The 13547-nt window shown below is 65.3% G+C and carries 12 protein-coding genes; all 12 read right to left on the reverse strand.

Annotated elements, in window-relative coordinates; all coding sequences use genetic code 11:
• Positions 1–29: 29 nt before the first annotated feature.
• Positions 30–305 (reverse strand): DUF1488 family protein, encoded by a 276-nt coding sequence (locus tag IC761_RS33655; protein WP_195800908.1) that lies wholly within the window; start codon positions 303–305, stop codon positions 30–32.
• Positions 306–383: 78 nt separating this feature from the next.
• Complete coding sequence (locus IC761_RS33660) at positions 384–1853, reverse strand: AMP nucleosidase (RefSeq protein WP_195800909.1); 1470 nt, start codon at positions 1851–1853, stop codon at positions 384–386.
• 153 nt (positions 1854–2006) lie between these two features.
• Positions 2007–3332, reverse strand: coding sequence for an HlyD family type I secretion periplasmic adaptor subunit (locus tag IC761_RS33665; protein WP_195800910.1), 1326 nt, complete (start codon positions 3330–3332; stop codon positions 2007–2009).
• Positions 3329–5077, reverse strand: coding sequence for a type I secretion system permease/ATPase (locus IC761_RS33670; protein ID WP_195800911.1), 1749 nt, complete (start codon positions 5075–5077; stop codon positions 3329–3331). Before IC761_RS33670 ends, IC761_RS33665 begins: the two co-directional genes overlap by 4 nt.
• A 256-nt stretch (positions 5078–5333) precedes the next feature.
• Positions 5334–5603: a GlsB/YeaQ/YmgE family stress response membrane protein gene (locus tag IC761_RS33675; RefSeq protein WP_195800912.1), complete on the reverse strand. Its 270-nt coding sequence runs from the start codon at positions 5601–5603 to the stop codon at positions 5334–5336.
• 216 nt (positions 5604–5819) lie between these two features.
• Positions 5820–6794 (reverse strand): ABC transporter ATP-binding protein, encoded by a 975-nt coding sequence (locus tag IC761_RS33680; RefSeq protein WP_195800913.1) that lies wholly within the window; start codon positions 6792–6794, stop codon positions 5820–5822.
• A complete protein-coding gene (locus IC761_RS33685) occupies positions 6791–8206 on the reverse strand; it encodes an amidase (RefSeq protein ID WP_195800914.1) in 1416 nt (471 codons plus the stop codon). Before IC761_RS33685 ends, IC761_RS33680 begins: the two co-directional genes overlap by 4 nt.
• Complete coding sequence (locus IC761_RS33690; protein ID WP_195800915.1) at positions 8203–8400, reverse strand: hypothetical protein; 198 nt, start codon at positions 8398–8400, stop codon at positions 8203–8205. Before IC761_RS33690 ends, IC761_RS33685 begins: the two co-directional genes overlap by 4 nt.
• The gene (locus IC761_RS33695) at positions 8397–9455 is read right to left on the reverse strand and encodes an ABC transporter ATP-binding protein (protein ID WP_195800916.1); all 1059 of its coding nucleotides are present in this window, start codon (positions 9453–9455) and stop codon (positions 8397–8399) included. The genes IC761_RS33690 and IC761_RS33695 overlap by 4 nt, the downstream gene beginning before the upstream one ends.
• 75 nt (positions 9456–9530) lie before the next feature.
• A complete protein-coding gene (locus IC761_RS33700; protein WP_195800917.1) occupies positions 9531–10433 on the reverse strand; it encodes an ABC transporter permease in 903 nt (300 codons plus the stop codon).
• A 162-nt stretch (positions 10434–10595) separates the two neighbouring features.
• Positions 10596–11549 carry an ABC transporter permease gene (locus tag IC761_RS33705; RefSeq protein WP_195800918.1) on the reverse strand — a complete coding sequence of 318 codons (954 nt, stop codon included), beginning with the start codon at positions 11547–11549 and terminating at the stop codon, positions 10596–10598.
• Positions 11550–11742: 193 nt separating this feature from the next.
• Positions 11743–13404 (reverse strand): ABC transporter substrate-binding protein, encoded by a 1662-nt coding sequence (locus IC761_RS33710; RefSeq protein WP_195800919.1) that lies wholly within the window; start codon positions 13402–13404, stop codon positions 11743–11745.
• Positions 13405–13547: the final 143 nt, after the last annotated feature.

The following is a 13547-nucleotide window of genomic DNA, read 5'->3' on the forward strand; positions in this document are numbered from 1 at the left end:
GTGCTGCGAAGCCAGGACGACGGTGGGGCCTACCGCCCCAAATGCCTCACGAAAATCCGCACTACATACCCCTTGAACCGCGGAGCCTCGTCGTAGACGTCCGACGCGATCCGCTCGATGGTCTCGCGCAACGACAAAAACTGCGCCTGGCGCGCGCTGCTCTCGGTGCCCTGCATGCCGGCGAGTTCGTCCATCGCGGCGTCGCTGATCTGGCACTGCACCACCTCGTCTTCGCGCATCATGGTGAAGCGGAAGGCCAGACGTTCGAGGTCATGGCCGATGATCCTGTCGCGCAACAGCGGCATTGAAAACAGTCCGGTCGGCCCCCGCGCCGACAATGCTGAAAATCTCTCCGATTGTCAGCAGCGAAGATCGACCTCGCCCTACTGAAACGCGACCTCGGCAAAGCTCCGTAGCTTGCGCGAGTGCAGCCGCTCGGATTCCTGCTGCTTGAGCCGCTCCAGCGCCTTCAACCCGATCTCGAGATGCTGGCCGACGCGGCGGCGATAGAATTCGCTGGCCATGCCGGCGAGCTTGATTTCGCCGTGCAGCGGCTTGTCGGAGACGCAGAGTAGCGTGCCGTAGGGAACGCGAAAGCGATAGCCGTTGGCGGCGATCGCGGCCGATTCCATGTCGAGCGCAACCGCGCGCGATTGCGACATGCGGCGGATGACCTCTGGCCCCGAAATCTCCCAGTTACGGTTGTCAACGCTCGCGACAGTGCCCGTGCGCATCAGGCGCTTGAGCTCGAAACCTTCGAGGCCCGTGACATCTTCGACGGCCTCCTCGAGCGCGACCTGCATCTCGGCCAGCGCCGGGATCGGCACCCACAGCGGCAGCTCGCGGTCGAGCACATGATCCTCGCGCACATAGCCATGGGCCAGCACGTAATCGCCGAGCCGCTGCGTATTGCGCAGCCCCGCACAATGCCCGAGCATCAGCCAGGCATGCGGCCGCAGCACCGCAACATGGTCGGTGACGTTGCGCGCGTTGGACGGACCAGTGCCGATATTGATCAGGGTGATGCCGCGATAGCCGGGCGCGACCAGATGGAAAGCCGGCATCTGCGGCATGCGCGCGGGCGCGTCCCCGGTCGTTGCTCCGCCGCTGCGCGTGATCACATTGCCGGGCGCGACGAACGCATCGAGCCCGGCCTCGCCGGACTGAAGCCGCTGCTGGCACAGCTGCGCGAAGGCATCGACATAGAACTGGTAGTTGGTGAAAATCACAAAGTTCTGGAAGTGCTCCGGGTCTGTACCGGTGTAGTGGTAGAGCCGGCGCAGCGAATAATCGACGCGGGCGGCCCGAAACAGCGACAACGGCTCGGGCGCGCCGGGCTGAAGCTCGAACGTGCCGTCGGCGATCGAATCGTCCATGGTAGCGAGATCTGGCACATCGAACGCATCGCGCAGCGATCGCGTGGCGAGCGAATTCTCGCTGGTGGTGATGGCGGCCTCGATGTTGATGTCGCGCCGATAGGCGAAATGAATCGGGATCGGCTCGGCCGATTCGCCGATCTCGACGGGCACGCCGTGGTTCTGGATCAACAATCCAATCTGCTCGGTGAGATAGGCGCGGAACAGATCCGGCCGCGTCGCGCTGGTCTCGTGCACGCCGGGGCCTGCGACGAAGCCGTAGGAGAGACGCGAATCCAGCCGCGCATGCGTCGCGGTGGTGACGCGGACGAAGGGGTAATAGGCCCGCACCCGCGTCGTGAGCGCGTCGCCGCCGAGATAGGCCTCGAACTGGTCGCGCAGGAACTTCGTGTTGCGGTCGTAGATCTCTTCGAGGCGGGCGACGGCCGCTGATGCGTCAGTGAAAGATTTGGTAGCGATGGGCGGTGGGCTAAGCATGGTTCGACGCCGTGTTGCTGGAGCTTGAGTCGAACTATAGCAAGAATGAAGATGCGTAGGGTGGGTTAGCGCAGCGTAACCCACCACTTCTGCTTCCGCGGATAGAGAAGTGGTGGGTTACGGCTTCGCCTAACTAACCCACCCTACCGCGCGTCACTTCTCCCGGAAAGCGCGCATGAACTGGTCGTGCAACGGCTTCATCAGGTAGGACAGCATGGTGCGGTCGCCGGTCTGGACGAAGGCTTCCGCAGGCATGCCGGGGATCAGCTTGGAATCGCCGAGCCGGGCGACCTCTTCCGCCGGCATCGAGACGCGGATGGTGTAATAGCTCTGGCCGGTGCGCTGGTCGGTGGTGACGTCGGGCGAGACGCGGGTGACGACACCGTTGAGCTCGGGCGTGGTGCGCTGATTGAAGGCGGAGAGACGCAGCAGCGTCTTCTGGCCGATCTGGAGCTTGTCGATATCGACCGGGTTGACCTTGGCCTCGACCTGGAGATCGTCGGCCTGCGGGACGATCAGCATCAGCGCGTCGCCGGCGGTGACGACGCCGCCGACCGTGTGCACGGTCGATTGCAGCACCATGCCGTCCTGCGGCGCACGGATGTCGACGCGGCGGAGCTGGTCTTCGGCCGCGACCTTGCGCTCGATCATCTCGCCGATCTTGTCGTTGGTCTCGCGCAGATCCTTGGAGACCTCGCTGACCATGTCCTTGTCGACCTGGATGATCTGGAGCTCGGTCTCGGTGATCTTGCCCTTGCCCTGCGCGCGCTGGGCGATGTACTGCGCGCGCTCGCCGTTGAGGCGGGCCGAGTCGCGCTCGAGCGTGGTCAGGCGCGAGATCTGCACCAGGTGCTTGTCGTAGAGATCGCGCACACCGGTGAGCTCCTGCTGCACCAGCGAAATCTCCTTGTCCTTGGCCTTCTCCTGCGCGACGAGCCCCTCGATCTCCTCATTGAGCTGCTGGATACGCTCGCGGAGCTGCGCCTTCTGACCGGCACGGCCGTTGACGCGGACGTCGAACAGCTTGGTTTCGGCGGAGAGCAGCGCCTTGACGTCGGGATCGTCGCCGCGATCGCGCAGCGATTGCGGGAATTCGATCTTGTCGAGACCACGCTGCTCGGCCTGGAGCCGCGCCGCGCGCGCCTGCGCCGCGTCGAGATTCTTGGTGACGATGGCGAGGTTGGCCTTGGTGACGGTGTCGTCGAGCCGGACCACGATATCGCCGGCCTTGACCAAATCGCCGTCGTGAGCGCGCACCTCGCCGACCACGCCGCCGGTCGGGTGCTGCACCTTCTTGACGTTGGACTCGACCACGATCTGACCCGGCGCGATCAGCGCGCCGGAGATCAGCACCGTCGAGGCCCAGCCGCCGAGGCCGACGGCGAGGAACAGCACGATCGAGAGCCCGAGGATCAGGTGAAACCGGATCGACTGCCGCACGGTCTTCTTCGCCCCTCCGCCGATCGTCATCGTGCTCATGCCTTGGCTACTCCGCCTTCACTGACGACCTTGATCGGCGCCGGCGGCGCCACGCGAGGCTGGAGCACCTGGGCGAGCACCTGCTCCTTCGGCCCGAAGGCCTGCATGCGGCCGTCGCGCAGCACCAGGATCTGGTCGACCGCTTCGACGCCGATCGGCCGGTGCGCCACCACGATGACGATGGCGCCGCGCTCGCGGGCGGCACGGATGGCGCGGGTCAGCGCCTCGTCGCCCTCGGTGTCGAGATTAGAGTTGGGCTCATCCAGCACGATCAGGAATGGATTGCCGTAGAGTGCGCGCGCCAGCGCCACGCGCTGCGCCTGACCCGCGGAGAGCGAGGTGCCCTGCTCACCGACCTGGGTGTTGTAGCCCTCGCGCATCTTGATGATCATCTCATGCACGCCGGCTTCCTTGGCCGCGGAGATGATGCCGTCAGATGTCGCCTCGGGATCGAAGCGGCTGATGTTCTGCGCGATGGTGCCGCCGAACAGCTCGACGTCCTGCGGCAGATAGCCGATATAGCGGCCGAGCACGTCGCTCGACCATTGGTCGAGCGCCGCGCCGTCGAGCCGCACCTTGCCGCGGACCGGCTGCCACACACCGACCAGCGCACGAATGAGCGACGATTTGCCGGAGCCGCTCGGGCCGATCACGCCGAGGCCGTTGCCGGCTTCGAGGACAAAAGTGATGTCCTGCACGATCAGGCGCTGGTCGCCGGGCGGCACCATGGCGACGCCTTCGACCGAGAGCTTGCTGGTGGGCGCCTGCAACTGGGTCGGCATCGTCTGCGCCGGCATCTGCTCCAGCAGCTTGCTGAGGCGATGCCAGCTCTGGCGGGCCGCAACGAAGGACTTCCAGTGCGCGATCGCGAGATCGACCGGCGCGAGCGCGCGCGCCGACAGGATCGAGCCGGCGATGATGATGCCGGCGGTGGCTTCCTGGTGAATCACGAGATAGGCGCCGACCGCGAGCACGGCCGATTGCAGCATCATGCGCAGCACCTTCGCGACCGCGCCGAGGCCGCCGGCGACGTCGCTCGCGTGCTGATTGCCGGCAAGGTATTTTTCGTTGGCCTCGCTCCAGCGCTGGTTCAGCCGGCCGGCCATGCCCATCGAAACCAGCACCTCCGCATTGCGGCGGCTGGACTGGGCGAGATCGTTGCGCTGGGCGGCAAGGCCCATCGCATCCTTCGCTGGCTGGCGGGACAGGAATTCGGTGACCAGCGTCAGCCCGACCAGGATGACGGCGCCGACCAGCGCGGTCACGCCGATCATGACGTGGAAGGCGAAGCAGATGGCGAGATAGAGCGGCAGCCAGGGCAGGTCGAAGAACGCGCTCGGGCCCATGCTGCCGAGGAAGGAACGGACATTGTCGAGGTCGCGCAGCGGCTGGAGCCCCTCGTTGCGGTTGCCGACCATGAGCGGCAGACGCACGATGGTGTCGAACACGCGCTTGTTGAGGGCTTCGTCGAGCGCGGTGCCGATCCGTCCCAGGATGCGGCTGCGGATCATATCGAGCACGCCCTGCGCCATATAGAGGCCGCTGGCGAGGACGATCAGGCCGACCAGTGTCGGGATGCTGCGGCTCGGCAGCACCCGGTCGTAGACCTCCAGCATGAAGATCGACCCGGTCAGATAGAGCAGGTTGATCATGCAGCTCATGAAGGCCAGGCCGACGAATGCCGTGCGGCAGGCCCGCAGCGCGTCACCGAGCTCTGAACGGCGAAGGCCGGGAACGGCTGCCATCAGTCTGATCTCTTTCGGGTGAGGGTAAGACCCCAGAATTCAAAGGTAAATTGAGGCGTACTCGCCCCAAATTAACATCGCGTTCCTCGGCCGGCCAACGCAGTCGAATTAATCCAGGCCCCGCCACATCTACCCGGGACGGCCGGATGCGCAAGTCCGGTATTTCACAGTCCTTGCGGCTTATTATAGCAGACGACAGCGCCCCTCCCCAGCCGGGGAGGGGCGAAGAGTTCCGATCAACCGAACCCGGGCACCGCTAGAAGCGGCCACCGCCGCGCACCAGCCGCACCACCAAGAGCAGGATGATGGCGCCGATGGCGGAATAGATGATCTCCGAGACCAGCCCGACGCCGAGATGGATGCCGAGCTTCGGGAACAGGAAACTCGCGACAAACGCGCCGGCGATGCCGATCACGATGTCGCCAATGATCCCGAACCCGGTTCCGCGCACGACCTTGCCGGCGAGCCAGCCGGCAACCAGGCCGACGAACAGGATGATGATGAGGCTTTGGCCAGAAATATACATAAGTGGAAGTCCCTCTCCGTGAACGGGCCCATGGAACGGGAACCGGGATGAATGGGGTCTGAATGGTGTTCCGGTCTTCGCCCGCCGGCGCACGCCGACAAAAAAGTCGAAAACAACCCCATGCACAGTAGAACGGCGGCCTGCCGGTTGTTCCCGGCGAAACCCGACAACCCCGTCTTGGGCCAGATGATTTTCGCGTTTGGGAGCGAGAGTGGCCTACGACGCGGCCACCGCCTCCGCCAGCACGCACCTTGCTGCCCGACCCGGGCCGACCTCCACATTTGGCGGCAGTTGCGCGACGCAAGCCGGCTGAGCCACGGCGCAGCGGGGAGCAAAGGAGCAGTTGCGGGGCTTTTCGGACAGCGACGGCGGGGTGCCGGGGATGGTTTCCAACCGCTGGCCCCGCCTGGCGCCATGGATGGTCGAGGCCAGCAGGCCCTTGGCATAGGGGTGCACGGGCGAGCGGACGATGTCGCGAAGAGTCCCCTGCTCCACGATCTGGCCGGCATACATCACCGCGACGCGGTCGCAGATTTCGATGGCGACGCCGATGTCGTGGGTGACGAAGATGACGGACATGCCGAACTCGCGCTGCAACTCACGCAGCAGCAACAGAATCTGGATCTGCACCGTGGCATCGAGCGCGGTGGTCGGCTCGTCCGCGAGCAGGATTTTCGGCCGGCACGCGAGCGCCAGCGCAATCATCGCGCGCTGGCGCATGCCGCCGGACATTTCGTGCGGATAGGCATCCAGCCGCCGTTTTGCAGACGGGATGCGCACGACCTCGAGCATCTCAAGCGCGCGTGCGCGCCCTTCCGCAAAGCTCTTGCCCTCGTGGCGCACCACGCTTTCGGCGATCTGCGCGCCGATGGTGTAAACCGGATCGAGCGCGAGCGCCGGCTCCTGAAAGATCATCGACACGGTCTGGCCGCGGAACGACGACAGCGCCTCGTCGTTCATCGCGAGCACGTCGCGGCCCATGACGTTGACGGCGCCCGAAATCTGCGTGCGCTTCTTCGGCAACAGCCGCATCAGCGCGCGCAGGGTCACGCTCTTGCCCGAACCGGACTCGCCGAGCAGGCCCAGCACCTCGCTCGTGCCGAGCGAGAGATTGAGATCGTTCACGGCATAGACCGTGCGCTCGCCGGTGAAGCGGATGCTGAGGCCTGAGATGTCGACGAGGTTTGTCATGACGGCAGCTTTGGCACCCGGTCGTGATAGTCCGTGACGCGCTGGAACGCGGCACCGATGGTGAGCAGGGTCGCCTCATCAAAGGAGCGGCCGATCAGCTGCATGCCGATCGGCAGGCCGCTCTTGGTGAAGCCGGAGGGCACGGTGAGCGAGGGCAGGCCCAAAAAGTTCACCGGTCGGGTGAACAGTGTCAGCCGCTGCAACAGCGCCGGCGCGTTCGGTCCGCCGCCGACATCGCTCTCCTCGATCGACGGCGCCGGCACCGGTGACGCGGGAGCAATGATCGCATCGACACCCGCGGTCGCCGCATTGTGCGCGGCAAGCGCAGGGCCGCGCCAGCGCATCGCCTCGAGATAGGTGATGGCGGGAACGGCGAGGCCGTTCTGAAGCCGCATCAACACCTGCGAGCCATAATCCTGGGGGCGCTCGATCATCCAGCGCTTGTGAAAGGCGGCGGCTTCCGCCGCGAGCACGAGCTGGCTTGCCGAGGACAATTGCCGCTGGTCCGGCAGCTCGGCCTTGACGATATCGGCGCCCTCGCGCTTGAGCACCGCGATGGTCTCGTCCAGCACGCGCGCGACTTCGCTGTCGAGATCGTCGACATAGAACGACGCGGGCACACCGATCTTGAGGCCCTTCAGCGAGCCCTTGGTCGCACCGACATAATCGGACAGCGGCTCATGGCTTGCGGTGGAATCCTCAGGGTCGGGACCGGCCATCAGCGCCAGCAGCAGCGCGCAGTCTTCGGCGGTACGCGCGAGCGGGCCGACCGTGTCGAGCGATTGCGACAGCGGCATCGCGCCGGCGCGGCTGACGCGGCTCCAGGTGGTCTTCAAGCCCGTGACGCCGCAGAAATGCGCGGGCATGCGGATCGAGCCGCCGGTGTCGGAGCCGAGCGCCGCATAGGTCAGGCGCGCCGCGACCGACGAACCTGAGCCCGACGACGAGCCGCCGGTGATGTGCGCGACGTTCCAGGGATTGCGCACGGGACCATAGTGAGCGTTGTGGCCGGTCGGGCCATAGGCGAATTCGGCCAGATGCAGCGTGCCGAGCCGGATCTGGCCGGCGTCCTTCAGCCGCTGCAAGGCGGTGGACGTCGTGGTTGGCACGAAATCGCGGCGGATCACCGAGCCGCAGGTCGCGACATGGCCGGCATCGTAATACATGTCCTTGTGCGCCAGCGGCACGCCGTGCAGCGGACCGCGGACCTTACCCTTGGCAAGCTCGGCGTCGGCGGCGTCGGCCGCCTTCAGCGCCGCTTCCGACTCGATCGACATGAAGGCGTTGAGATGCGGCTGCCACTGCGCGATCCGATGCAGCAGCGCGCGCGTGACCTCGTGCGAGGAGACCTGCTTCATCGCGATCGCACGGGCGACCTCGGTGAGCGTCATCAAGGCAGGCTCAGTGCTCATTTCGACACCTTCGCGGTCTGCGCGACCACGTAGGACGCCGGTTCGAGATCGAATGGCAGCGTGCCGGCGATCGCCTCAAAGCCCTCGAAGGCCGGCCCGATCGAATTGGCGATACGCGTCGCGATCTCGTCGTCCACGGGGATGCCGGCGACTTGCGCGATCGGCTTGATCTCTTTTGGTGTTGGTCTTGTCATGCAGTTTCCCCTCTCGGCGCGCGGCTATGGCCCGAACCCGGAATGGCCATGTAGCAGGCGGCTTCGTGGCCCATTCTATCGAGCGCGGTGAGCTTTGGTGTCGCATTTGCGCAGAGCGGCTCCGCAAACGGGCAACGGGTGTGAAAGCGGCAGCCCGACGGCGGATCGATCGGGTTGGGCGGATCGCCGGTGATCGGCGGCTGCTCGGTGCGCTTGTCGGGATCGGACGACGGCATCGCGGCCAGCAGCGCGCGCGTATAGGGATGCGCAGGGCTATCCCAGACCTGATCGACCGGACCGAGCTCGACGACCTCGCCGAGATACATCACCAGCACGCGGTCCGAGATGTAACGCACGACGTTGAGGTCGTGACTGATGAAGAGGTAGGTCAGCCCGAACTCGCGCTTGAGGTCGGCGAGGAGATTGAGCACCTGCGCCTCGACCGACTTGTCGAGCGCCGAGACCGCTTCGTCGAGGATTACCAGCCGCGGTGACAGCGCCAAGGCGCGGGCGATGTTGACGCGCTGGCGCTGGCCGCCGGAAATCTCGTGCGGATAACGGTTGGCAAAATTTTCCGGGCGCAAGCCCACCTTGCCGAGCAGCTCGCGCGCCAGCGCGCGGGCTGTGCCATCCGCCATGCCGTGGACTTTCGGGCCGAAGGCGATGGATTCCTCGATGGTCAGGCGCGGATTGAGCGAGGCGTAGGAGTCCTGGAACACCATCTGCATGCCGCGGCGGAGCTCGCGCAGCGACAGCGACTGGCCGACGGCCATGCCGTCATAGATGATGTCGCCGTCATCGCGCGGCATCAGATGCATCAGCAGGCGCGCGGTGGTGGACTTGCCGCAGCCGGATTCACCGACGATGCCGACCGTCTCGCCCTTGGCGACGGAGAAGGAGACGTTATCGACGGCACGCACGGTGCGTTTGGCGGCGAACAATCCGCCACGCACGGGGAAGTGCTTTGTCAGGCCGTTGACCTGGAGCAGCGGCTGCGCGACGCCGCCGACGTCTTCGATCGGCTCCAGCATGGCAACGGATTGATTTGTTGTCATGGCCGCGGTCTCCCACCTCTCCCCATCGGGGAGAGGTGTGGCACCGACGCCGCGGCTAGTTGTGTCGCTCTCATCTCAGTTCCTGATGTCCATGGCGCTGCGCAGGCCGTCCGAGAGCAGGTTGAAGCAGATCGAGACCGCAAAAATCATCGCGCCGGGCAGTGCGGCGACCCAGGGATTGACGTAGATCGCGGTGCGCAACGTGTTCAGCATCAGGCCCCATTCCGGCTCGGGCGGTTTTGTACCGAGGCCCAAGAACGAGAGACCGGCGGCCAAAATCATCGAGACCGAGATCAGGCTGGTGGCGTAGACGAAGATCGCGCCCAGCACATTGCCGAGGATGTGCACGCGCATGATAGTCAAGGGGCCGGCGCCGGAGGCGCGCGCGGCTTCGACGAAATCCATGTTGCGCACGCCGGTGGTGACGCTCTCGGCGACGCGGCTGATCTGCGGCACGAACACGATGGTCAGTGCCACGATGGAATTGAGGATGCCGGCGCCGAGCGCGCCGGAGATCGCGATTGCGAGCAGCACCGAAGGAAACGCGTAGAACACGTCGACCGTACGCATGATCGCGGTGTTGAGCTTGCCGCCGACATAGCCCGCAACGAGGCCGAGCGAGGTGCCGATGCCGAAGGCGAGGATGACAGGCAAAATGCCGATGACCAGCGACAGCCGGCCGCCGTAGATCAGCCGCGCCAGCATGTCGCGGCCGAGCTCGTCGGTGCCGAGCGGATAGCCGACCGTGCCGATGTGGCGGAGGCGGCGGATCATCGAACCCTTGTAGGGATCCTCGAGGCCGAGCCAGGGCGCGAGGATCGCGGAGACGAAGATCAGCAGCAGCACCAGCGCGCAGGCCATGCTGACCTTGTCGCGCGTGATGCGGCGGCCGACGGTCGCCCAATAGCCGCGCGCCTTGGTGGCGGGTGCGGCCTGGAGCGCGGCGTCGCTGGTCGCTGACAGCGGAAGCTCGCTCATCGCCGCAATTTCCATCGTCGTCCCGGCGAAGGCCGGGACCCATACTCACGAAAGATAGTTTGGCGAAGACCCGTAGTTACCATCTCGTCCCACAACCACGTCCTGGGGTTATGGGTCCCGGCCTTCGCCGGGACGACACTGAATGTGCGGCACCTCATCCCGCTAGCCCCGCTTGATGCGCGGGTCGATCGCGGCTTGCGCGATGTCGACCAGCAGATTGAGAAAGACGAAGAACAGCGCCAGCACCAGGATCGTGCCCTGCAACAGCGGCAAATCACGCTGGAAGATCGCCGAGTTGAGCAGGAAGCCCGAACCCGGCCAGGAGAACACGGTCTCGATCAGGATCGAGCCGCCGAGCATGTAACCGAGCTGGAGCCCCATCACCGCGAGCGCGGTGGGCGCGGCGTTCTTGATGACGTGGCGGAACACGCCGGTCTCGTGCAGGCCCTTGGCGCGCAGCGCTTCGACAAAGTCCTGCGAGAGGATGTCGCCGGTCAACGCACGCACCGTACGGGTGACGATGCCCATCGGGATCACCGATGTCGTGATCGCCGGCAGCACCAGATATTTCATATGCGACCAGTCCCAGGCCCAGGAATTGGAGCCGTTAGGCCCGGCGCCGACCGCGGGCAGCCAGTTCAATTCGACCGAGAAGACGATGACGAGCACCATGCCGAGCCAGTAATGCGGCACCGAGACGCCGGCGATGGCAAAGGAGGTCGCGAGCTTGTCGATCCAGGTCTCGCGGAAATAACCGGCGATCAGGCCGAGCAGGATTCCCATCGTGAAACCGATGATCGCGGCCGCGATCGCGAGCGTCACGGTGTTGCCGACCGCGCGCAAGACTTCGGCCAGCACGGGACGCCCCGTGGCGATGGAATTGCCGAGATCGCCATGCAGCGCGCGCAGCAGCCAAAGCCCGAACTGCACCGGCAGCGGGCGATCAAAACCATAGGCGGCCCGGAGCTGCGCCGCGAGCTCCTGCGAGGCGTCTGCGGGGAGCACCGCGACCAGCGGATCGCCCGGCGTGATGTGCACGAGCAGAAAGCACACCAGCGCCACGCTGATGACGATCGGGACGACATAGACGATGCGTCTGGCGATATAGGCGAGCACTGCTCTTCTTCCTTCCCTCTCCCCTTGTGGGAGAAGGTGGCGCGCAAGCGCCGGATGAGGGGTTGTTTCCGCGGATGATATTGCATCGGCCGAGAGGTCCGCATTCGCGGAGAGAGACCCCTCACCCGGCTTCGCTTGCGCGAAGCCACCCTCTCCCACAAGGGGAGAGGGTGCACTGTTCGTGTGGCGCGAGCTACGGCGTCATCGAGATCGGCGAGAAGTCGATGAACCAGCTCTTCGGCTGGATCACGCCGATGACCTTCGGGCTCATGGCGCGCGGGCCGACGTCGTGGGCGACGTAGAGGAAGGCGGCGTCATCGACGGAGGCCGCGTGCAGCTCGGCGAGCGCGGCGTCGCGCGCGGCGGGATCGAAGGTCTGCCGTGCCTTCTTCACCATCTCGTCGAACTTGGGGTTGTTGATGAAGCCCCAATTGTTCGAGACGGGAGGGGCCATGCTCGATTGCAGGAAGCGCACCAGCGCGAAGTACGGGTCCATCGCCGCATAGGTGACGTTGATGGCGTTGGAGCCGCGGGCCGACGGATCGCTGGCGCCCTTGCGCCAATTGGCACTGAACAGCGTGTTCCATTCGATGACGTCGAGCTGCACGTCGAAATAGCACTCGGCCAGCGCCTGCTGGAGATATTCATTCATCGGCAACGGCAGCATCTGGCCGGAGCCGGACGTCGAGGTCTGGACCTTGACCGTCAGCTTCTTGTTCGGACCGAAGCCGGCCTCCTGCATCAGCTTCTGCGCGGCGGGCTTGTCGTACTTGATCTCGAAGGTCGGCTTGCCGCGCCAGGGGTGGCCGGGTTCGAAGGTGCCGGTCGCTGGCACCATCAGGCCGCCGAGCAATCCGTCCTTGAGGCCTTCGCGATCGATGCAGAGGTTTGCGGCCTTGCGCACACGGATGTCATTCCAGGGTGAGCCTTCGATGCGCGAGAATTGCCACGGCCAGACATGCGGCTGCTCGTTGGCGTAGAGCTTGAAGCCGCGCTGCTTGAGCTCGGGCAGCGCATCCGGCGCCGGCGCCTCGACCCAGTCGACCTGACCGGAGAGCAGCGCCGCGGTGCGGGCGTTCGCCTCCGGCATCGGCAAGAGCACCATCTTGTCGATCTTGGGCACGCGGGCCTTGTTCCAATAATTCGCGTTCTTCACCAGTTCGAGCCGTTCGCGCGGCGTGAAGCTCACCATCTTCCACGGGCCGGTGCCCGAGGCGTCCTTGGCGAACGCAGCCCAGGCGGCCTGCGATTTCGCCTTGGCATCGGCGCCTTCGGCCTTGTCGTAGAAGGCCTGCCACTTCGCCGGGCTCGCCATGAAGAGGTTGGTGAGGTTGATCGGCAGGAAGCTGTCGGGCTCCTTGGTGGTGAGCTCGACCGTCATGTCGTCGATCTTCTTCGCCGACGCCAGCGTCGGCATGCGCGACGCCGTGACGCCGACCTGGCTGGCGTCGAATTGCGGCGCATCCTGCTTCAGCACCTTCTCGACGTTCCACACCACAGCATCGGCGTTGAACGGCGAACCATCATGGAAGGTGACGCCGGGGCGCAACTTGAAGGTCCATTTGGTCTTGTCGGAATCGTCGACCTTCCATTCGGTGGCAAGGCCGGGGATCACGACGCTCGGCTTGTCGGCGGAGGACAGGTCCCAGCCGGTGAGCGCGTCATACATGGTCAGGCCGGTGAAGCGGTTGCCTTCAAAACCCTGATCGGGCTGGCCGAGCGTGCGCGGAATATCGCCAGCCGTCATGCCGATACGCAGCACGGTTTCCGCGCTGGCCGCGTGCGGCCACGCGGCCGCAGTCGTCAAGGCCAGCGCCGCGATCAGTGCTGCGCGGGTGGTCGTCTTGATAAGCATTACTTCAGTCCTTTTCCGGCTTTCGATGACTAATTTTGATGCAAACGTATGCAATGGCTATGCCAATGGGGACGCTTATTCCGCGAATTGCCCCTGCGACGACAAGTCCTTGTGATCGCGCGTACGCATAGGCGCCGCGCTGC

It is taken from the genome of Bradyrhizobium commune (assembly GCF_015624505.1).
Taxonomy (GTDB): Bacteria; Pseudomonadota; Alphaproteobacteria; order Rhizobiales; family Xanthobacteraceae; genus Bradyrhizobium; species Bradyrhizobium commune.

Coding starts and splice junctions, on each gene's coding strand:
- IC761_RS33670 (WP_195800911.1), bottom strand. CDS start 5,077: ATGGCAGCCGTTCCCGGCCTTCGCCGTTCAGAGCTCGGTGACGCGCTG.
- IC761_RS33710 (WP_195800919.1), bottom strand. CDS start 13,404: ATGCTTATCAAGACGACCACCCGCGCAGCACTGATCGCGGCGCTGGCC.
- IC761_RS33695 (WP_195800916.1), bottom strand. CDS start 9,455: ATGACAACAAATCAATCCGTTGCCATGCTGGAGCCGATCGAAGACGTC.
- IC761_RS33655 (WP_195800908.1), bottom strand. CDS start 305: ATGCCGCTGTTGCGCGACAGGATCATCGGCCATGACCTCGAACGTCTG.
- IC761_RS33685 (WP_195800914.1), bottom strand. CDS start 8,206: ATGAGCACTGAGCCTGCCTTGATGACGCTCACCGAGGTCGCCCGTGCG.
- IC761_RS33700 (WP_195800917.1), bottom strand. CDS start 10,433: ATGAGCGAGCTTCCGCTGTCAGCGACCAGCGACGCCGCGCTCCAGGCC.
- IC761_RS33660 (WP_195800909.1), bottom strand. CDS start 1,853: ATGCTTAGCCCACCGCCCATCGCTACCAAATCTTTCACTGACGCATCA.
- IC761_RS33665 (WP_195800910.1), bottom strand. CDS start 3,332: ATGAGCACGATGACGATCGGCGGAGGGGCGAAGAAGACCGTGCGGCAG.
- IC761_RS33675 (WP_195800912.1), bottom strand. CDS start 5,603: ATGTATATTTCTGGCCAAAGCCTCATCATCATCCTGTTCGTCGGCCTG.
- IC761_RS33680 (WP_195800913.1), bottom strand. CDS start 6,794: ATGACAAACCTCGTCGACATCTCAGGCCTCAGCATCCGCTTCACCGGC.
- IC761_RS33690 (WP_195800915.1), bottom strand. CDS start 8,400: ATGACAAGACCAACACCAAAAGAGATCAAGCCGATCGCGCAAGTCGCC.